The sequence below is a fragment of the Streptomyces sp. NPDC050546 genome (assembly GCF_044457425.1).
Classification (GTDB): Bacteria; Actinomycetota; Actinomycetes; order Streptomycetales; family Streptomycetaceae; genus Streptomyces.
Genome location: NZ_JBITGX010000014.1, coordinates 82,685 through 101,694, shown reverse-complemented (window position 1 = coordinate 101,694; position 19,010 = coordinate 82,685). Strand labels below are relative to the sequence as shown.

Below are 19,010 nucleotides of genomic sequence, written 5' to 3'. Positions count from 1 at the left end.
CGAGGAGTATCCATGTACAGCACCGACCTCGCCGAGGTCTACGAGACGGTGTACCGCAGCCGGGGCAAGGACTGGGCGGCGGAGGCCGAGGACATCGCGGCCGTGGCACGCCGGCACGCCCCGGGCGCCGACACGCTGCTCGACGTGGCCTGTGGCACCGCCGCCCATCTCGGCCCCTTCAGCAAGCTCTTCGCCACGGCGGAGGGCCTGGAGATCGCGGCGCCGATGCGTGATCTGGCGCTGGAGCGGTGGCCCGGCCTGACCATCCACGAGGGCGACATGCGCGACTTCGACCTCGGCCGCCGCTACTCCGTCGTCACCTGCATGTTCTGCGCCATCGGCTATCTGGGCAGCGTCGAGGAGATGCGCTCGGCCGTGGCCTCGATGGCCCGTCACCTCGAACCCGGAGGCGCGCTGGTCATCGAACCCTGGTGGTTCCCCGAGCAGTTCAAGGAGGGGTTCGTCGCCGGGGACCTGGCCCGCGAGGGCGAGCGGACCGTCGCCCGGATCTCCCACTCCACCCTCCAGGGCCGCGCGACCCGGATGGAGGTCCGGTTCCTCGTCGGCGAGCCGTCGGGCATCCGGACCTTCACCGAGATCGACGTACTGACCCTCTTCACGCGTGAGGAGTACGAGCAGGCGTTCAAGGACGCCGGCTGCTCCGTCACGTACCAGCCGGGCCCGCCGACCGGCCGCGGCCTCTTCACCGGAGTCAAGGAGCGGGAGGTGTCCGGGCGATGACCACCTATGTCTGGGACTATCTGCGGGAGTACGCCGAGGAGCGCGAGGAACTCCTCGACGCCGTCGACACGGTGTTCCAGTCCGGTCAGCTCGTCCTCGGGCAAAGCGTCTCCGGCTTCGAGCAGGAGTTCGCCGCCTACCACGGGCAGCCGCACTGCGTCGGCGTCGACAACGGCACCAACGCCATCGTCCTCGGCCTCCAGGCGCTCGGCGTGAAGCCGGGCGACGACGTCATCACGGTGTCCAACACGGCGGCCCCCACGGTCCTGGCCATCGACGCCGTGGGAGCCCGGCCGGTCTTCGTCGACGTGCGCGAGGAGGACTACCTCATGCGCACCGACCTGCTGGAGGAGGCGCGCACCGAGCGGACCACGGCGATCGTGCCGGTGCACCTGTACGGGCAGTGCGTCGACATGGCCGCGGTGACCGCCTTCGCCCAGCGCCACGGCCTGAAGGTCCTGGAGGACTGCGCCCAGGCCCACGGCGCCCGCCACCACGGCCGGCTCGCCGGGACCATGGGCGACGCCGCGGCCTTCTCCTTCTACCCGACGAAGGTCCTCGGGGCGTACGGCGACGGCGGCGCTGTCGTCACCCACGACGCCGGCACGGACGCGGAGCTGCGCCGGCTGCGCTACTACGGCATGGAGGACCGGTACTACGTTGTCCAGACTCCCGGGCACAACAGCCGCCTCGACGAGGTCCAGGCCGAGATCCTCCGCCGCAAGCTACGGCGCCTCGACACCTACGTCGAGGGGCGGCGGCGGGTGGCGCGACGCTATGCGGAGGGGCTGGGGGACACCGGCCTCGTCCTTCCCGAGAACGCGGTGGGCAATGATCACGTCCACTACGTCCACGTGGTCCGCCACCCGGAGCGGGACCGGATCATCGAGCGGCTCAAGGCGTACGACATCGAGCTGAACATCAGCTACCCCTGGCCGGTGCACACGATGTCCGGCTTCGCGCACCTCGGCTACCACGAGGGCGATCTGCCGGTGACCGAGCGGCTGGCGAAGGACATCTTCTCGCTGCCGATGTACCCCTCGCTGCCGCGGCACGTCCAGGAGAAGGTGATCGAGGCGCTGCGCGAGGTGATCGCCGGCCTGTGACGCCGTGCCCCCGTACGAAACGCCGTGTCCCGGTGAGGCAGTCCGCCTCACCGGGACACGGCGTTTCAAAGCCCTCGCCGTCAGCCCGCGTGGTACAGGCTGTGCAGGCAGGCGATCAGGCTGCGGGCCTGGACGTTGACGTAGTGGCTGTGCCGCAGCAGGTCCGACAGCTGGTGCAGCGTCATCCAGCGGTGGTCGGGATGGTCGCGGGACACGTCCTGGTCGGTCTCCACGATCAGGTAGCGGTTGAGCGCGTGGAAGAAGCGGCCGCCCTCCTCGGAGAGCACCGTGTCGAACCGGACGCGCTCCTCGGGAGCCCCCAGCACCTCGTCGAGGAAGGGCGGCGCGGCCTGGCCGAGCAGCTGCGCATGGCTCTCCGCGACGCACTGCACGGTGGGACCCAGCTCCACCACGTCCGCGAAGCCCGGCTCCACGCGCGCGTGCACGAGGACGTGCAGCACCCCCTCGAACCGCCGGACGAGGAAGGCGATGACGCCCTGCCCCACCGGTTCGATCATCGGCTGGCTCCACCGGTGGACCTCACGGCCGCCGGCGTCGACCCGCACCCCGATGACGTCGAAGAAGGCACCCGCGTCGTGCCGGATGCGGTCGCCGGTGCGGCTCCAGTCGCGCAGTTCGCCGAGCGCGACCCGGCGGACCGCGATGTCGCTGCTGGTGCGCCGGTCGGTGATCCAGCCGAGGACCTCCGACGCGCTGTGCACAGTCACCGCCCCGGGATCGCCCGAGCGCAGCAGTGCCGAGCGGAAGTCGTCCCCGTCCGGCTCGTCGACGCCCGGCCCGGTGAACGGCAGGCACGACAGCACGGTCCGGGCATCCATGTTGACCGTGTCCCGGCGCCCCAGCAGCTCATGGATCTGGCCGAGCGTCATCCAGCGGTAGCCGTCGATGGCCTCCACCGGCTCGGGCAGCTCGACGACCACGTTGCGGTTGCGCTTGCGGTAGAACCAGGACCCCTGCTCGGACTGCCGAACGTCGGCGAGCACTCCGGGACGGCTGTGGATGTCCATGAAGTGCTCCAGATACGGCACCGCGCGCCCCTGGTGGACCCGGGTGTAGTTGCTCCGGGTCGCCTGGACGGTCGGGGAGAGCTGGAGCCCCTCGGCGTTGCCCGGCTCGACCTTCGCCTGCATCAGGCAGTGCAGGACCCCGTCGATCGGGGCGGTGAGAATGCCGAGGATGCCGATCTCGGGCTGGTTGATGATCGGCTGGGTCCACCGCGCCACCGGAGCGCCCGGGTTGCTGACCTCCAGCCCGTGCACGGTGAAGAACCGGCCCGTGTGGTGGCGCAGATCGCCGGTGCCCGGGTCGGTCTCCCAGCCCTCCAGGGCCTCCAGGGGGACCCGGTCGACATGGGTGTAGGCCCGCCGGCCGTAGTCGGCGAACCAGTCCGTGAAGTCGGAGAGATCGCCGAGAGGGCCGGTCCGCAGCCGGGCCGAATCGTCGATCCGCCGCTCGACGGGATCTCGCGTCGCCGCGGACGAGGGGGCAGGGGTGTCGCTCATGAGACCTCCAGGGAGGTGGTGCCCGCTGCCGCTTCCCACATCGCCCGGACGGAGTCGCCGAGTTCGATCGTGGGCCGCCAGCCGAGCACCTGGGCGGCGAACCGGATGTCCGCGCAGGTCCAGCCGCCGCCCTTGCTGGCGACCTCGGCGGAGTTGAGCTTCACCGACGCGGCGTCCACGCCGGCCGCGTCGAACAGGGCGTCGACCAGGTCGCGCATCGGCACCGCCTCGCCGCGCCCGATGTTCACGACCAGGCCGGTGACGGGCGCGTGCACCGCGGCGACGGCCGCCCGGGCCAGGTCCCGTACGTCGACGAAGTCCCGCCGGGCGTCGGCGACGTCGAGGCCGATCACCTCGCCGGGGCCGAGGGCGCGCAGCCGGGCCACGACGGCACCGAGGAAGCTGGCCGTCGGGGTGTGCGGTCCGCAGACGTTGACCGCGCGCAGCACCACCCCGTCCACCAGGCCCGCCCGGGTCCGGTCGAGCAGATGCTCGGAGCCGGTGCGCTTGGTCAGCCCGTACGGGGTCAGCGGGCCGGGCTCGCGCTGTTCGTCGATGCGGACCCCGTCGGGCACGGGGCCGTACTCGTGGATCGACCCCATCTGGACGATCCGCAGCCGCCGGGAGGTCGCGGCGCACCCCTCGACCAGGCGTTCCACCAGGTCGATGTGGGCGCTGCGCATCTCCTCGACGGTGGTGCCCCAGCCGCCGGTGGCGTTGACGACGGCGGTGACGCCGTGCCGGTCGAGGAGCGCCGCGATCTCCTCCGGCGCGGCGGCGGCGACATCGAGGGGGACGAAGGCGTCCGCACGGGTGTGCGGGGCCGGGTGCCGGGCCACCGCGAGCACCTGGTGCCCGGTCCGCAGCAGTTCGTCGCAGAGGCTGCGGCCGACGCAGCCGGTGGCACCCAGCACGGCCACGGTCCCGGCGGACGGCCCGCCCTGTGTGGTGGTGGACATCGCCGGGCTCAGCGCGTCGCGCCGATGCCGGAGGGCTGCCACAGGGCCTCCTCGACCGCCTGGGACTCGGCGTAGTCGGGCAGCAGGCCCTGGGCCCGGGCCGAGGCGAAGGACAGCGCGGCGGCGTCCCGCTCCGACTGCACCGTGTCCAGGCCGGAGGGGAGCCGCACGCCCAGGTCCTTGTCGAAGACGTCGACGGCCAGCTCGTTCTCGGCCACGTACGGGCCCGTCAGCAGATACGACATGACGGTGTCGTCCTCGAGCGCGACGAAGGCGTGGCCGACGCCGACCGGGAAGTACGAGGCGCGGAAGTGGACCTGGTCCATCTCGACCGCGTCCCACTGCCGGAACGTGGGCGAGCCGACCCGCAGGTCGACCACGACGTCCAGGGCCCGGCCGCGCGCGCAGTACACGTACTTCGCGGTGCCGGGCGGCGTGACGGTGAAGTGGATGCCGCGGATCGTGCCGCGCCGGGAGAGGCTGTGGTTGGTCTGCGCCACCGGGAAGTGCGGCCGCCCCAGGGCCTGCTGGAACGCGTCGAGCTGGAAGGGCGAGACGAACAGCCCGCGGTGGTCGCGGAACTGACGGGGGGTGAACTCGTACGCCCCCTCGACCTTGAGCTTACGGATCTGCATCGCTTGGTTCACCGTCCGGGAGATAGTCGGGTACGGCAGGGCCGGCGGCCCGGGCGTGTGCGGGTGCGGCGTGCCGGTCACCGGCGGCGGTGCTCGACGGCCAGGCGCTCCAGCGTGGGGACGACCTGCGCGGGGGCGGGCGCGGCGAGCGCCTCACGCCGCAGGGCCTCGGCGTTGCGCTTGAAGACCGGCTCCTCGAGCAGGCGGACGAGCAGCTCGCGCAGCCCCTTCGCGCTGAGCTTGCCCGGCACGTAGAGCCCGGCCTGGCGCTCTTCCAGGTAGCGGGACTTGTTGATGGTGTCCCAGACCCCGTCGACGACGATGAGCTGGGGCACGGCGTGGATCATCGCGGTGCCGAAGCTGCCGGACCCGCCGTGGTGGATCACCGCGTCGCAGGTGGGCAGCAGCGCGTCGAGCGGGACGAAGTCCACGGCCCGGACGTTGTCCGGCAGGGTGTCGAAGTCCGTGAGCTGCTTCTCGTTGAGCGTGGCGACGACCTCGACGTCGTCGAGCCCCGCGACGGCCTCCAGCAGGTCCCCGATGGAGGCCCGGTCGGCGCCGAGCACCTCGCGGTGCGCCACACCGAGGGTGATGCACACCCGGCGGCCCTTCTTCGGCGGCTCCTGGAGCCACTGCGGCACCGTGGACTGGCCGTTGTACGGCACGTACCGCATCGGCACGTAGTGCAGGTCCACCGGGAGCCGCATGGACGCCGGCAGCGGGCAGACGGTGAAGTCGCCCGTCACCGCGGCCTCCTCGAAGGAGGCGCCGTGCCGCTCCAGGCTCCAGGTGAGCCACTCGCGCAGCGGGTCGTCCCGCAGCTCCGGCGGGCGCGCGGCCAGCTGCCCGAGGAAGGTCTCGCGCATCAGGCCCGCCAGGTCGAGCCCGAACAGCAGCCGGCCGTGCGCCGTCCCGGTGGCCATGGCGGCGATCGCGCCGGCGAAGGTCATGGTGTCCCACAGGACCAGGTCCGGCTTCCAGGAGCGGCAGTGCTCCACCAGCTCGTCGACCATCTGGTCCGAGCAGCAGTTCTGGAAGACGACCGAGGTCATGGCCGTGAACACACCGAGTGTGTAGTCCGGCGTGAGCCGCTCCGGCCGGGTCTCGCTCATGTCGAGACCGACCTGCGCCTGGCTCTCCAGCTGGTCGACGTCCTGGCCGATGTTCTCCTGGGTCTCCTGCATCTGCTCGTCGAGATGCAGTTCCTCCCCGACACCGACGGCGGTCAGCCCCGTCTTGGTGATCTCGTCGGCGAGATCGGGATGACTGGCGATCCTGACGTCGTGGCCCGCTGCCTTCAGGGCCCAGGCGAGTGTCACCTGGGCATGCATGTGCGACTTGGCGGCGAAGGTGGTGAAGAGTACCCGCATCCCAACCCCTGTTCCGGCGAACGACCCTTTGCGATGGGCCTCCACCCTCGGACCGTGACCTCGTGCGGGAGTCGAGAGTCGTTGCAGCGGCACTCGATCCGGGGCCTATCGCGCGGTCCGTCCCTCCCGCGCTCGCGGAGAACAGCAGGTCATGTACTACCGTGGGATCAGCCGGCGGGGCCCGGCCTCAGTGAAAGGACCCCCTGAGGGCGGAGCACCGGTTGCCGGTCCGTGCCGTGAGGGAGATTCAGCAGGGAGACCATGTCTGCCACGAGATTGCTCGTCCTGGGCGTCGTGCGCATGCACGGCCGGGCGCACGGCTATCTGGTCCGTTCCGAGCTGCTGTCCTGGGGTGCCGACGAATGGGCGCACATCAAGTTCGGCTCGATCTACCACGCGCTGCGGCAGCTGGCCAAGGACGGGCTGCTGAAGTCGACCGACATCCCGGACTGGCCGGGCCGGGTCGACTACGAGATCGCGCCGCCGGGCGACGAGGAGTTCTTCAGGCTGCTGCGTGACGCGCTGCGGCAGGGGAACAACCGGGCGGACATGCTGGGCGCGGCGCTCGTGCTGCTGCCCGCGCTCAGCCGCAAGGAGGCGATCGGTCTGCTGCGCGAGCGCATCGCGTCGCTCTCGGCCGAACAGTCGGAGCTGATCGCCAAGGTCGACGAGACGGCCGGCGAACGGCCGCAGCGTGCCCACATCCGTGAGCTCCTCGGCCTGTGGGAGCACGGCGCCGCCAGTCAGGCCGCATGGACCGAGGCGCTGATCGAGCGCCTGGAGGCGGGCGCCTACGTCATGGCGGGGGAGGAGAAGGGCGCCTGACGGGGAGCCCTTCCGGCCGTTGATCGGGATCCGGTGGAGGACGGCACGCGTCCCGTGATACTCAAGTTTGTATATCCAAGCTGCCGGTCCCGAGAGGACGATCGCCGTGCCGATCATGCTGACCTCGGAAGACGTGGACGACGCCTTCGACGACGAGGCCTTCATGGAGGAGCGGTTCTCCGACGTGCAGCGACTGCTCCTCGGCCACGATCCGGCGCCGGGCCCCGAGACCCTGGTCCTGCTCCCCGCCGCGCGCTGCCGGCTGACCGTCGGACCGCACGCTTCCGGCCCCTTCGGCCGCTGCTTCGCCGTCCGTCTCGAACCCCGCGCGGACCTCTCCGCCGCGTGCGTGGAACTGCTGCTCGCCGATGACGGGTCCCTTCTCGGCCTCGTGGACGCCGGCGCCCTCGACGGCTGGCGCGGCGCCATACCCGCCGGACTCGCCGCGCGGTATCTCGCCCCGCCGGCCCCCGCCACGCTCGGCCTCTTCGGCACCGGGGAGGCGGCCTGGTCCTGCCTGCTCGTCCTGCACCACGCACTGCCCTCGCTCTCCGAGGTGCACGTCGTCGGCCGGGAGCCCGACCGGGCCCGGGACTTCGCCACCGCCGCCGCCCTGCGCACCGGCCTGCGGGTGCGCGTGTCCGAGGACGTCCGCACCACCGCAGCCCGCGCCGACGTCGTCGCCACCACCAGCGGCCACCCGCCCGTCCGGGCCGCGTGGCTCGCGGCCGGAGCGCTCCTGATCGACCAGACCGCGACGGTCGCGCCCACCGTCCCGGGCGACCCCCGTAACCCGGTGACCGGCGCCCGAGCCTTCGACACCGATGCCGACACCGCCCTGAGAGCTTGGCCTTCCGGCATCCGCCCCGGCGTCTGGTCCTCTGGTGGCGGTCCGGACGTCGGGTCTTCCCGCTCCGGCCAGGGCGCGCAGCCGCCCGGCTCCGGCCCGGACGCCGGGCCGCCCGGCTCCGGCCCGGCCGCCCCGTCGCCCGATGCCGCGTCCGTCGCCCCGGACCCCGCTGTCCGGCACGTCAGCATCGCTGCCCCCGTCGGCCGCTCCGCGGGCACCCGGCAGGCGCCGCTCCCGCTCGCCGAGATCGTCGCGGGCCGGGCCCTGCCCCGGCGCAGCGGTTCCGACATCGTCCACTACCAGGGCGGTGAGCTGGCCGGCTGGAGCGTCATCGCCGCCGTCGCCGGACTCGGCCACGCCTGGCGGCGGGACGTAGGCATCCCGGTGCGGCTGGGGCGCGGGGGCCCCTGACCGGGGTCGGGATCCAGCCGTCTTCTAGGGCGCCGCGAGGCACGCGCCGGAGGGTTTCAGTCTGACCTCGGCGTACGCGTCGCCGGACGCCCGGACGATGAGGAGCACCGATCCCATGTCAGCCGATCAGCCCGGCCCCGCCACCGGCGGCCCGGCCACCTTCGTGAACAGCTTCACGCTTCGCACCTCCCCGGAGGAGTTCGAGGACGTCTTCGCCCGCACGGCACGCTTCATGGAGCGCCAGCCCGGATTCCTCGGCTACACCCTCGTACGCCATCTGGAGAAGCCGCACAGCTACGTCAACATCGCCCGCTGGTCCGATGTCTCCGCCTTCCGTGCCGCCGTCGGCCAGGCCGACTTCCGGCCGCACGCCGAGGCACTGCGGGCGATCAGCACCAGCAGCTCCAACCTCTACCTGGAGCGGCACAGCGCGACCGGGGAGGCACGATGACCGGGCGGGTCGCTCAGCGCGGAGGGGGAGGCGTGCCGACCCGGCGGGTCGCGATCACCGGCATCGGCGTGGTGGCCCCCGGCGGCATCGGCACCAAGCAGTTCTGGCAGACCATCACAGGCGGCCGCACCGCCACCCGGACCATCAGCCTCTTCGACCCCGCCCCCTTCCGCTCCCGGATCGCCGCCGAGTGCGACTTCGACGCCGCGGAGCAGGGGCTGAGCGCCGAGGACGCCGAACGGCTCGACAGGGCGGCCCAGTTCGCCCTGGTCGCCCTGCGCGAGGCCGTCACCGACAGCGGTCTGGAGCCCAACCCGGAGACCGCCCACCGCACCGGCGTCAGCCTCGGCAGCGCGGTCGGCTGCACCCAGAAACTCGAGGAGGAGTATCTGGCCCTCAGCGGCGGCGGACAGGAGTGGCTGGTCGACCACACCGCCGCGAGCGCCCATCTGTACGACCACTTCGTGCCCAGCTCCATGGCCGCCGAGCTCGCCTGGGAGGCCGGCGCCGAGGGCCCCTGCACCGTCGTCTCGGCCGGCTGCACCTCCGGACTCGACTCGGTCGGGCACGCGGTGGCCCTCATCCGCGAGGGCCTGGCCGACGTGATGATCGCCGGGGCCACCGACGCCCCCATCTCCCCGATCACCGTGGCCTGCTTCGACGCCATCCGGGCCACCTCGCCCCGCAACGACGACCCGGCGACCGCGCTGCGCCCCTTCGACCGCACCCGCAACGGCTTCGTCCTCGGCGAGGGCGCCGCCGTCCTGGTCCTCGAGGAACTCACCGCGGCCCGCGCCCGGGGAGCCCACGTCTACGCCGAGATCGCCGGCTACGCCTCCCGCGGCAACGGGTACCACATGACCGGGCTGCGCACCGACGGACGCGAGCTGGCCGCCGCCGTCGACGCCGCCCTCGACGAGGCCCGCCTCGCCCCCGACGCGCTCGGCTACGTCAACGCCCACGGCACCGCCACCAAGCAGAACGACGTGCACGAGACCGCCGCCCTCAAGCGCAGCCTCGGGGCCGCGGCCCACCGGGTCCCGGTCAGCTCCATCAAGTCGATGATCGGGCACTCGCTGGGTGCCATCGGCTCCATCGAGGTCGCCGCCACCGCGCTGGCCCTCGAACACGGCGTCATCCCGCCCACCGCGAACCTGACCGACCCCGACCCCGAACTCGACCTGGACTACGTCCCCCTGCACGCCAGGGAGCGCGACCTGTCGGCCGCGCTCACCGTGGGCAGCGGCTTCGGCGGCTTCCAGAGCGCCATGGTGCTGCGCCGGCCCGAGGGGCGGGCCGCATGACCCCCGTCGTGGTCACGGGCATCGGGGTGGTCGCCCCCACCGGCGTCGGACTCGACGCCTACTGGGCGGCGACGCTGCGCGGCGAGGACGGCATCCGGCGCGTCCAGGCGTTCGACCCCAGTCGCTATCCGACGCGGCGGGCGGGCGAGGTGACCGGGTTCGAGGCGGGCGAGCATCTGCCCAGCCGGCTGATCCCGCAGACCGACCGTATGACCCAGTTCGCCCTGGCTGCCGCCGACTGGGCCGTCGCCGACGCCGGGATCGACCTCGACTCGGTGCCGTCGCTGGCGCGAGGCGTCGTCACGGCCGGCGCCTCGGGCGGCTTCGGCTTCGGCCAGCGCGAACTGCAGCACCTGTGGGGCGAGTCCCCCAAGAAGGTCAGCGCCTATATGTCCTTCGCCTGGTTCTACGCCGTCAACACCGGCCAGATCTCCATCCGGCACGGCATGAACGGGCCGACCGGCGTCTTCGTCGGCGAGCAGGCCGGGGGCCTGGACGCCCTCGCCCACGCCGGACGCCAGATCCGCGCCGGTGCGCAGCTGATGATCTCCGGCGGCATGGACTGCTCCCTGTGCCCGTACGGCATGGCCGCGCAACTGGCCGGCGGACGGCTCACCGCCGACGCCTACCTGCCCTTCGACGACCGGGCCTCCGGTCATCTGCCCGGCGAGGGCGGCGCGCTGCTCACCCTGGAGAGCGCCGAGGGGGCCCGTGCCCGGGGGCGTCACCCCTACGGTGAGATCGCCGGATTTGGTGCCACCTTCGACCCGCGCCCCGGGTCGGGGCGGCCCCCGACGCTGCGGCGGGCAATCGAGCAGGCGCTCGCCGACGCCGGAGCCGACCCGGAGGAGATCGCCGTCGTCTTCGCCGACGGCGCGGGCGTGCCCGAACTCGACGCGGCCGAGGCCGAGGCGCTGACCGCGGTCTTCGGCGCGGGCGGAGTCCCGGTCACCGTCCCCAAGACGGCCACGGGCCGCCTCTACTCCGGCGCCGGTCCGCTCGACGTGGTGACCGCCCTGCTGACCCTGCGCGACGGCCTCGCCCCGCCCACGGTCAACGTCACCCAGGTCCCCGACGCCTACGGCCTCGACCTCGTCGTCGGCCACCCCCGCCCGGTCACCGGCACCGCGGCCCTGGTCCTGGCCCGCGGCCACCACGGCTTCAACAGCGCCATGGTCGTACGGTCCCCCGCACCCGCCGAAGCGCTCACGGGGTCCGGGCGGAAGGTGGCGGCGTGAACGGCGGCGAGCTGTACATCCGGGCGACCGGGACCTGGCTGCCGCCCGTCGAGCGGGTCGTGGACGCGGTCGCGGACGGGCGGTGCGACGCCGCCGTGGCCCGTTCCACCCGGATGGAGTCGGTGACGGTCTCCGCGGGGGAGCCCGCTCCCGAGATGGCGGCCCGGGCCGCCCGGACCGCGCTGGAGCGGGCCGCCGCCGAACCGGGCGACATCGACCTGGTGCTGCACGCCAGCTTCTACTACCAGGGCTTCGACCTGTGGGCCCCCGCCTCCTACGTCCAGCGGGAAGCCGTCGGCAACCAGTGCCCCGCGCTGGAGGTCCGGCAGGTCTCCAACGGCGGCATGGCGGCCCTCGACCTGGCCTGGGCCTATCTGACCGCCGACCCGGCCCGGGTCGCGGCCCTGGTGACCACCGGCGACCGCTTCTGCCCACCCGGGTTCGACCGGTGGCGCAGCGACCCCGGAACCGTCTACGGCGACGGCGGCACCGCCCTCGTGGTCTCGCGGCACTCCGGCTTCGCCCGGGTCCGCAGCGTCGCGACCGTCTCCGCGCCCGACCTGGAGGGCATGCACCGCGGCGACGACCCGTTCGGACCGGCCCCGTTCAGCCACCGCGAGGTCGTCGATCTGGAGGCGCACAAGCGGGACTTCCTGGCCCGCCACGGTGTCGCCCCGACCGTCGCCCGGGTCGCCGCCGCGCAGGAGTCCGTCGTCAAGCAGGCGCTCGCCGACGCCGGGCTCGGCCTCGCGGACATCGACCGGTTCGTGCTGCCGCACCTCGGCCATCGCAGGCTGCATGTCGCCTACTTCGCCAAGTTCGGCATCGATCCCGAGCGCAGCACCTGGTCCTGGAGCCGGACGATCGGGCACCTGGGCGCCGGGGACCCCTTCGCCGGACTCGACCACCTGGTCAGCGGTGGGGCGCTCGGGCCCGGTGACACGTGCCTGCTCTTCGGTGTCGGCGCCGGCTTCAGCTGGTCCTGCGCCGTCGTCGAGATCCTGAACACGCCTCCCTGGAGGGACCGATGAACGGCACCGCCCGCCCGGTCGCCCTGCTGCTGCCCGGCCAGGGCTCGCAGCATCCGCGCATGGCCGCCGGACTCCTGGACGCCGAGCCCGTCTTCGCCGAGGCGATGGACGAGGCCCTGACCGCCCTGACGGACCTCGGCGGCCACAGCACCGGTCTGCGCGAGGACTGGCTGGGGACGGCCGACACCGCGGTGACGGACCACGTCACACGCTCCCAGCCGCTGCTGTTCGCGGTGGACTACGCCCTCGGGCGGCTCGTCCTCGACTGGGGCGTACGGCCCGTCGCCCTGCTCGGGCACAGCATCGGCGAGGTGGCCGCCGCGGTCCTCTCCGGCGTCTTCACGCTGCGGGACGCCGCCGCCCTCGTCCACGACCGCGTCGGACGGCTGGCACAGGCGCCGCCCGGCGGGATGGTCGCCGTCGCGGCCGGCCAGGACGAGGTGGCGCCCTTCCTCACCGACGGCGTGGTCGTCGGCGCCGTCAACGCCCTGCGCCAGACGGTCCTCGCCGGCCTCGACGCCCCGCTGCGCGGCGTCACGGCGGCACTCACCGACGCCGGGTTCGTGCTCCAGCGCGTGCCGGCCTCCACGGCGTTCCACAGCCCGTCCCTGGCCCCGGCCATGCGCGGAGCCGGCGGGCGGATCGCCGAACTCCCCGTCGGCGAGCCCCGCATCCCGGTCATGTCCGGGTACACGGCCCGCTTCCTGACACCCGCCGAGACGAAGGACCCGGCCTTCTGGTCCCGTCACCCCGTCGCGCCGGTGCTCTTCTGGCCCGCCCTCGACGCGCTCCTCGCGGAAGGGGACCTGGTGCTCGTCGAGGCCGGTCCGGGCCAGGGACTGTCCCAGCTGGCCCGCCGCCACCCCGCCGTGCGCTCCGGCCGCTCCGCCGTCGTTCCCCTCCTGCCCGCCCGGCCGGGCACATCCGACCAGGACGTGACCGCCGTACGCGCCGCCGCGGAGGCCCTGGCCGTGTAGCGCGCGTCGAGTGCCCTTGTAGGCACGCGGCCTAGCGTCGCCGGTGGCGCTTCGCCCCTGCTTCTTCCCTCTCTCCTCTTCACCCTTCTTCTCTCGAGGACGGTGTCATGCTGACGACCGATCAGACCGACAGCGAGCTGGGCCGGCATCTGCTGACCATCCGAGGCGTGCAGTTCATCTTCGGCGCCCAGGGCGATCCCTTCGCCATGATCCTGCGCGCCGGTGACGACGACCCGCTCGACCACGGGGCACGCGCCCGCGAACAGGGCCTGCACGAGAGCAGCGTCGGCGCGTGGGTCACCGCGAGCCGCGAACTCGGCGCACGTGTCCTCGGCGACCCGCGGTTCTCCCCGCGCCACGCCGAGGAGGGGCCGCAGTCCCACCCGGGCGTCGACGTCTGGGACAACCCCCTGCTGTGCCATGTCGTCCCGCTCGACGACGCCCGCCTCAACCTCGACCCGGCCGCGTACGCCACGCTCGCCGAGGTCTCCGCGCCGCTGCTGTCGGCCGAGGCGCTCGCGGCGCGGGCACCGGAGATCGAGGCGGCCTACCGCGAGACGCTCGCCGCGGCGGGCGAACGGTTCGACCTGTACCGGGACTTCGCCGTCCCCGCCGCCCTGCGGGTGGTGGCCGACGTACTCGGCCTGCCCGACGAGACCCGTGAGCGCCTGCCCGAACTGCACGCGGGTCTCGCCACCGCCCTGGACGCAGGGAGCTGCCCGCAGCAGCTCGCGACCGCCCGGGCGCTGCTCACGGCCGTGTCGGGCCTGTCCGCCGAACTGACCGGCCTGGTGGAGGCCGGCCGTGCCACCGGCCTCGCCGGGCTGTCGCCCGAGGACGCGGTCGCGATCGGCGCGCTGGCCGTCGTGGTGGGCGTCGAGGTCACCGCGACCGCCGTGTGCAACGCCGTCGAGGTGCTGCTGGCCCACCCGGAGGAGTGGCAGCGGATCGGGCAGGACCCGGCGGCGGCCCCGGCCGCGGTCCGGGAGGCCCTGCGGCTGGCTCCGCCGCTGCGGTTCGAGAGCCGTATCGCCCGCGAGCAGGTCGAGTTCGACGGCAAGACGATCGAGGAGGGCCGGCGCGTGGTGGTCCTCGTCGACGCGGCCAACCGGGACCCGGAGGCCTTCGCCGACCCGGACGCCTTCACGCCCGGCCGCGGTGACGGCGACCGGTCGCTCACCCTCCTCGGCGGTCCCGCCGCCCCGGTCACCGACGCGCTGGTCCGCGTCCAGACCGAGGCCGCGATCCGTGCCCTGGCCGCGCTCCGGCCCGCCCTGCGCACCAACGCCGAGGTGCTGCGCCGCATGCGCTCGGCGGCGCTGCACGGCGTCCTGCGCTTCCCCGTCGCATGACCGGACGTCGCACGACCGGACGCCGCGTGACCGGACCGGCCCACACCAGGGGAGGAGCACCGCGATGCGTGTACTGCTGACAGCCTTCGCACAGGACGCCCATCTCAACGGCGTCGTCCCGCTCGCCTGGGCGCTGCGGACCGCCGGGCACGAGGTCCGGGTGGCCGGCCAGCCCGCCGCGGTCGAGAGCATCACCCGGGCCGGTCTGACGGCCGTACCGGTGGGCGAGAACCACCGGATGGACGCCGTCATCCCCACCGTCGGTCCCGGGATGCTCATGCACCACCTGGACCGCGACTACCTGGAGAACCGTCCCGAGCGGCTGAGCCTCGACTTCCTGCGGGCGTCGAACGCGATGCTGACGGCGACCTTCTACGCCCAGATCAACAACGACTCGATGATCGACGCGCTCGTCGACTACGCCCGGTTCTGGCAGCCGGACCTGGTGCTCTGGGAGCCCTTCACCTTCGCCGGGGCCATCGCCGCCAAGGCGACCGGGGCCGCCCACGCCCGGCTGCTGGCCTTCCCCGACCTCTTCGCCAACACCCATCTGACGCTGCGCCGGCGTCAGGCGGAACTGCCCGCGGAACTGCGCGACGACCCGCTGGAGGAGTGGCTGGCGTACACCCTGGACCGGCACGGGGCCGCCTTCGACCCCGACGTGGTCACGGGGCAGTGGTCGGTCGACCAGATGCCCCCCGGGGTGCGGATGGAGCTGGGACTGCCGACGGTTCCCACGCGCTACGTGCCGTACAACGGGCCGGGCCCGGCCGTCGTACCGGACTGGCTGCGCCGCCCGCCGGAACGCCGCCGGGTCTGTCTCACCCTCGGGCTCACCATCCGGGACACGGAGTTCCCCAACGCGGTCGACGTCAACGACGTCTTCGCCTCGCTGGCCGACCTGGACGTCGAGGTGGTGGCGACCCTCGGCGAGAAGGAACTCGCCCAGGTGTCGCGGGTGCCCGACAACACGCGGGTGGTCGACCACGTGGCGCTGCTGGCGCTGCTGCCGAGCTGCTCGGCGATCGTGCACCACGGCGGCGCGGGCACCTGGGCGACCGCCGCCGCCTACGGGGTGCCGCAGGTGGCGCTCGGCTGGATGTGGGACGCGATCTACCGGGCCCAGCGGGTGGAGGAGCTCGGCGCGGGGCTGCATCTGCACTCCGAGGGCCTGACCGTCGACATCCTGCGCGACAAGCTCGTCCGGGTGCTCGACGACCCGGCGTTCACGGAAGGGGCGCGGCGGCTGCGGCTGGCCATGCTGTCGGCGCCGAGCCCCAACGAAGTGGTGCCGACGCTGGAGAAGCTGACAGCCCGTCATCGGGTGAGGGCGGGAGAAGCGTGAACATCCTGGTGACCGGTGCGGCCGGCTTCATCGGCTCGCACTTCGTCAGAACACTGCTGAGCGGCGGCTACCCGGGGCACGAGGACGACCGGGTGACCGTCGTGGACAAGCTCACCTACGCGGGGACGCTGAACAACCTCCCCGCCCGCCATCCGCGGCTGACCTTCGTGCAGGGCGACATCTGCGACACCGCGCTGCTGGAGAAGGTCTTCCCGGGCCACGAGGCGGTGGTGCACTTCGCCGCGGAGTCGCATGTGGACCGTTCGGTGGCGGGCGCCGAGGCCTTCGTCCGTACGAACGTGCTCGGCACCCAGGCCCTGCTCGAAGCCTCGCTGCGGCACGGGACGGGCGTCTTCGTCCAGGTCTCCACGGACGAGACGTACGGCTCCATCGCCGAGGGACGCTGGACGGAGGAGGAGCCGCTGCTGCCCAATTCCCCGTACGCGGCGTCCAAGGCGTCGGCCGATCTGATCGCCCGGTCGTACTGGCGCACCCACGGCCTCGACGTGCGCATCACCCGGTGCGCCAACAACTACGGCCCCGGCCAGCACCCCGAGAAACTGGTCCCGCTGTTCGTCACCCGGCTCCTCGACGGGCAGCCGGTCCCGCTCTACGGGGACGGCTCCAACCTCCGGGAGTGGCTGCACGTCGACGACCACTGCCGGGCGGTGCGGCTGGTGCTGGACGCGGGCCGGCCGGGGGAGATCTACAACATCGGCGGCGGCACCCATCTGACCAACAAGGAGATGACCGCCCGTCTCCTCGCGCTCTGCGGGCGCGACTGGGACCTGGTCCAGCGGGTCGCGGACCGCAAGGGGCACGACTTCCGGTACGCGGTGGACGACTCCAAGATCCGCCGCGAACTCGGCTACGAGCCGCGCTGGTCGCTGGAGGACGGACTGCGCGAGACGGTCGAGTGGTACGCCGCCCACCGTGACCACTGGGACGCCCGGGAGGAGGGCGCCGACGAGAGGCACGGCAAGGGGTACTAAAACTTGAATATCCGGGTCGCCCTCCCCTATGCTCGCTGGGTACCCAAATTTGAGCACCCGAAAGAAGGGGCGGGCATGGGCGGCGCCGATTTGGCGATCCAGACCGAAGCTCTGAAGAAGAAGTACGGCGACAAGGAGGCCCTCGCGGGACTCGACCTGGAGGTACCCCGAGGCGTCGTATACGGCCTTCTCGGCCCGAACGGCGCCGGAAAGACCACCGCGGTCCGCATCCTCTCCACCCTGCTGAAGTACGACGAGGGCATGGCGCGGGTCGCCGGCTACGACGTCGCCACCCAGTCGGCGCAGGTCCGCTACAGCATCGGACTCCTCGGGCAGCACGCCGCGGTGGACGAGGACCTGAGCGGCCGTCAGAACCTCGTGATGTTCGGGCGCTTATACCACATCGGCAAGCGCACAGCGCAGAGCCGAGCGGACGAACTGCTGGAGCGCTTCGGCCTGACCGAGGCCGCCGGGAAGCCGGCCAAGCAGTACTCCGGCGGTATGCGACGGCGGCTCGACCTCGCCGCCAGTCTCATCCTGGCCCCCTCCGTGCTGTTCCTCGACGAGCCCACCACCGGGCTCGACCCGCGGGGCCGCAACGACGTCTGGGAGTCCGTCCGCGGCCTGGTCAACGAGGGCCGCACGGTCATGCTGACCACCCAGTACCTCGAGGAGGCCGACCAGCTGGCCGACAAGATCGCCCTGATCGACAACGGCAGGGTCGTCGAGTCCGGCACCCCGGACCAGCTCAAGAACAAGATCGGCGGAGACCGGATCGACGTCGTGCTCCGCCGGGCCGGCGACCTCGAACGGGCCGGCCGCATGATCGGCGCGCTGCTGCGGTCCGAGCCCGAGACCGACGCCGACAACCGGCGCGTCAGCGTCGTCGTCGCCAACCGGGTCGCCGCCCTCACCTCGGTCGCCCGCGAACTCGACGACGCCGGCATCGAGGCCGAGGACATCGCCCTGCGCAGGCCCACACTCGACGAGGTGTTCCTGAACCTGACCGGCAACAGGTCGGCCACGTCCGCCGAGCAGAGCCTCAAGGAGGTCGCCCAGTCATGACCGCGATCATCGCGCCCGAACTGCCCAGGAACCCGCTGGCCAAACTGGGCTGGGTCCTCGCGGACTCCTGGACGCTCACGCTCCGCGGACTGTCCCACTGGGCCCGCAACCCCACCCAGATCCTCGCCGGCCTCGCCTTCCCGATCCTCATGGTGCTGCTCTTCGGCGGCATCTTCGGCAGCGGGATGCAGGTCGAGGGCGGCGGGGACTACATGGAGTTCCTGATGCCCGGCATGTTCGTCATGTCGATGGCCTTCGGCATCGGCGAGACCATGGCCGGCGTCACCGCCGACGCCTCCAAGGGCGTCACCGACCGGTTCCGCTCCATGCCCATGTCCGCCGCCTCGGTCGTCATCGGGCAGAGCATCGTCAACATGCTCTACAGCACCGTCGTCCTGATGATCCTCATGGGCTGCGGAGTCATCGCCGGGTGGAGCTGGAGCGACGGGTTCATGCAGGCGCTCGGCGCCTTCGCGCTCCTGCTCCTGCTGCGCTTCGCCCTGCTCTGGGTCGGCATCTACCTCGGCCTGATCATCAAGACCCCGGAGGCGGCCTCCGCCGTCTACACCCTGCTGTTCCCGCTGGGCATCGTCGCCAACACCTTCGCCTCCCCGGAGATGATGCCGGGCTGGCTGGCGACCATCGCCGAGTGGAACCCACTGTCCTCGACCGCCCATTCCACCCGTGAGCTGTTCGGCAACCCCGGGGTCGGCGGCACCTCGTGGATCGCCGAACACGCGATGCTCATGTCCTTCGTCTGGCCGCTCGCGATCTTCGCGGTCTTCTTCCCGCTGGCCGTCCGCAAGTACCGGTCCCTGAGCCGGTAAGGACACCT

General features: G+C 72.5%; 18 protein-coding genes. 14 read left to right on the top strand and 4 right to left on the bottom strand.

Annotated elements, in window-relative coordinates:
- Window positions 1-12: 12 nt before the first annotated feature.
- Window positions 13-741 (top strand): class I SAM-dependent methyltransferase, encoded by a 729-nt coding sequence (locus ACIBK5_RS30990; RefSeq protein ID WP_399024632.1) that lies wholly within the window; start codon window positions 13-15, stop codon window positions 739-741.
- The gene (locus tag ACIBK5_RS30985; RefSeq protein WP_399024630.1) at window positions 738-1,847 is read left to right on the top strand and encodes a DegT/DnrJ/EryC1/StrS family aminotransferase; all 1,110 of its coding nucleotides are present in this window, start codon (window positions 738-740) and stop codon (window positions 1,845-1,847) included. Before ACIBK5_RS30990 ends, ACIBK5_RS30985 begins: the two co-directional genes overlap by 4 nt.
- Before the next feature lie 80 nt (window positions 1,848-1,927).
- Here ACIBK5_RS30985 and ACIBK5_RS30980 read toward each other — a convergent pair whose 3' ends face one another.
- From ACIBK5_RS30980 to ACIBK5_RS30965, 4 genes are all read right to left on the bottom strand, one after another.
- Entirely contained in the window at window positions 1,928-3,370 is a 1,443-nt protein-coding gene (locus tag ACIBK5_RS30980) for an NDP-hexose 2,3-dehydratase family protein (RefSeq protein WP_399024629.1), read from the bottom strand.
- Window positions 3,367-4,371: an NAD-dependent epimerase/dehydratase family protein gene (locus tag ACIBK5_RS30975; RefSeq protein WP_399024627.1), complete on the bottom strand. Its 1,005-nt coding sequence runs from the start codon at window positions 4,369-4,371 to the stop codon at window positions 3,367-3,369. The genes ACIBK5_RS30980 and ACIBK5_RS30975 overlap by 4 nt, the downstream gene beginning before the upstream one ends.
- Window positions 4,338-4,964 carry a dTDP-4-dehydrorhamnose 3,5-epimerase family protein gene (locus ACIBK5_RS30970; RefSeq protein WP_399024625.1) on the bottom strand — a complete coding sequence of 209 codons (627 nt, stop codon included), beginning with the start codon at window positions 4,962-4,964 and terminating at the stop codon, window positions 4,338-4,340. Before ACIBK5_RS30970 ends, ACIBK5_RS30975 begins: the two co-directional genes overlap by 34 nt.
- Window positions 4,965-5,041: 77 nt before the next feature.
- Complete coding sequence (locus ACIBK5_RS30965) at window positions 5,042-6,334, bottom strand: activator-dependent family glycosyltransferase (RefSeq protein ID WP_399024623.1); 1,293 nt, start codon at window positions 6,332-6,334, stop codon at window positions 5,042-5,044.
- A gap of 261 nt (window positions 6,335-6,595) precedes the next feature.
- On the opposite strand from ACIBK5_RS30965, the gene ACIBK5_RS30960 reads away from it, so the two are divergent.
- From ACIBK5_RS30960 to ACIBK5_RS30905, 12 genes are all read left to right on the top strand, one after another.
- The gene (locus tag ACIBK5_RS30960) at window positions 6,596-7,159 is read left to right on the top strand and encodes a PadR family transcriptional regulator (protein ID WP_382578932.1); all 564 of its coding nucleotides are present in this window, start codon (window positions 6,596-6,598) and stop codon (window positions 7,157-7,159) included.
- A gap of 115 nt (window positions 7,160-7,274) precedes the next feature.
- Complete coding sequence (locus ACIBK5_RS30955) at window positions 7,275-8,420, top strand: hypothetical protein (protein ID WP_399024904.1); 1,146 nt, start codon at window positions 7,275-7,277, stop codon at window positions 8,418-8,420.
- 115 nt (window positions 8,421-8,535) lie between these two features.
- Window positions 8,536-8,871: an antibiotic biosynthesis monooxygenase gene (locus ACIBK5_RS30950; protein ID WP_215119855.1), complete on the top strand. Its 336-nt coding sequence runs from the start codon at window positions 8,536-8,538 to the stop codon at window positions 8,869-8,871.
- Window positions 8,868-10,175 carry a beta-ketoacyl-[acyl-carrier-protein] synthase family protein gene (locus tag ACIBK5_RS30945; protein WP_399024622.1) on the top strand — a complete coding sequence of 436 codons (1,308 nt, stop codon included), beginning with the start codon at window positions 8,868-8,870 and terminating at the stop codon, window positions 10,173-10,175. The genes ACIBK5_RS30950 and ACIBK5_RS30945 overlap by 4 nt, the downstream gene beginning before the upstream one ends.
- Entirely contained in the window at window positions 10,172-11,413 is a 1,242-nt protein-coding gene (locus ACIBK5_RS30940; RefSeq protein ID WP_399024620.1) for a ketosynthase chain-length factor, read from the top strand. The genes ACIBK5_RS30945 and ACIBK5_RS30940 overlap by 4 nt, the downstream gene beginning before the upstream one ends.
- The gene (locus tag ACIBK5_RS30935; RefSeq protein WP_399024618.1) at window positions 11,410-12,444 is read left to right on the top strand and encodes a ketoacyl-ACP synthase III family protein; all 1,035 of its coding nucleotides are present in this window, start codon (window positions 11,410-11,412) and stop codon (window positions 12,442-12,444) included. The genes ACIBK5_RS30940 and ACIBK5_RS30935 overlap by 4 nt, the downstream gene beginning before the upstream one ends.
- A complete protein-coding gene (locus tag ACIBK5_RS30930; RefSeq protein WP_399024617.1) occupies window positions 12,441-13,421 on the top strand; it encodes an acyltransferase domain-containing protein in 981 nt (326 codons plus the stop codon). Before ACIBK5_RS30935 ends, ACIBK5_RS30930 begins: the two co-directional genes overlap by 4 nt.
- Window positions 13,422-13,528: 107 nt before the next feature.
- Window positions 13,529-14,773, top strand: coding sequence for a P450-derived glycosyltransferase activator (locus ACIBK5_RS30925; protein WP_399024615.1), 1,245 nt, complete (start codon window positions 13,529-13,531; stop codon window positions 14,771-14,773).
- A 64-nt stretch (window positions 14,774-14,837) separates the two neighbouring features.
- Window positions 14,838-16,118 carry an activator-dependent family glycosyltransferase gene (locus ACIBK5_RS30920; protein WP_399024613.1) on the top strand — a complete coding sequence of 427 codons (1,281 nt, stop codon included), beginning with the start codon at window positions 14,838-14,840 and terminating at the stop codon, window positions 16,116-16,118.
- Window positions 16,115-17,110: a dTDP-glucose 4,6-dehydratase gene (gene rfbB / locus ACIBK5_RS30915; protein WP_399024612.1), complete on the top strand. Its 996-nt coding sequence runs from the start codon at window positions 16,115-16,117 to the stop codon at window positions 17,108-17,110. Before ACIBK5_RS30920 ends, rfbB begins: the two co-directional genes overlap by 4 nt.
- A gap of 75 nt (window positions 17,111-17,185) precedes the next feature.
- The gene (locus tag ACIBK5_RS30910; RefSeq protein ID WP_399024610.1) at window positions 17,186-18,175 is read left to right on the top strand and encodes an ATP-binding cassette domain-containing protein; all 990 of its coding nucleotides are present in this window, start codon (window positions 17,186-17,188) and stop codon (window positions 18,173-18,175) included.
- On the top strand, window positions 18,172-19,002 hold the full coding sequence (locus ACIBK5_RS30905) for an ABC transporter permease (RefSeq protein WP_399024608.1): 831 nt from the start codon (window positions 18,172-18,174) through the stop codon (window positions 19,000-19,002). Before ACIBK5_RS30910 ends, ACIBK5_RS30905 begins: the two co-directional genes overlap by 4 nt.
- The last annotated feature ends 8 nt before the right edge of the window (window positions 19,003-19,010 follow it).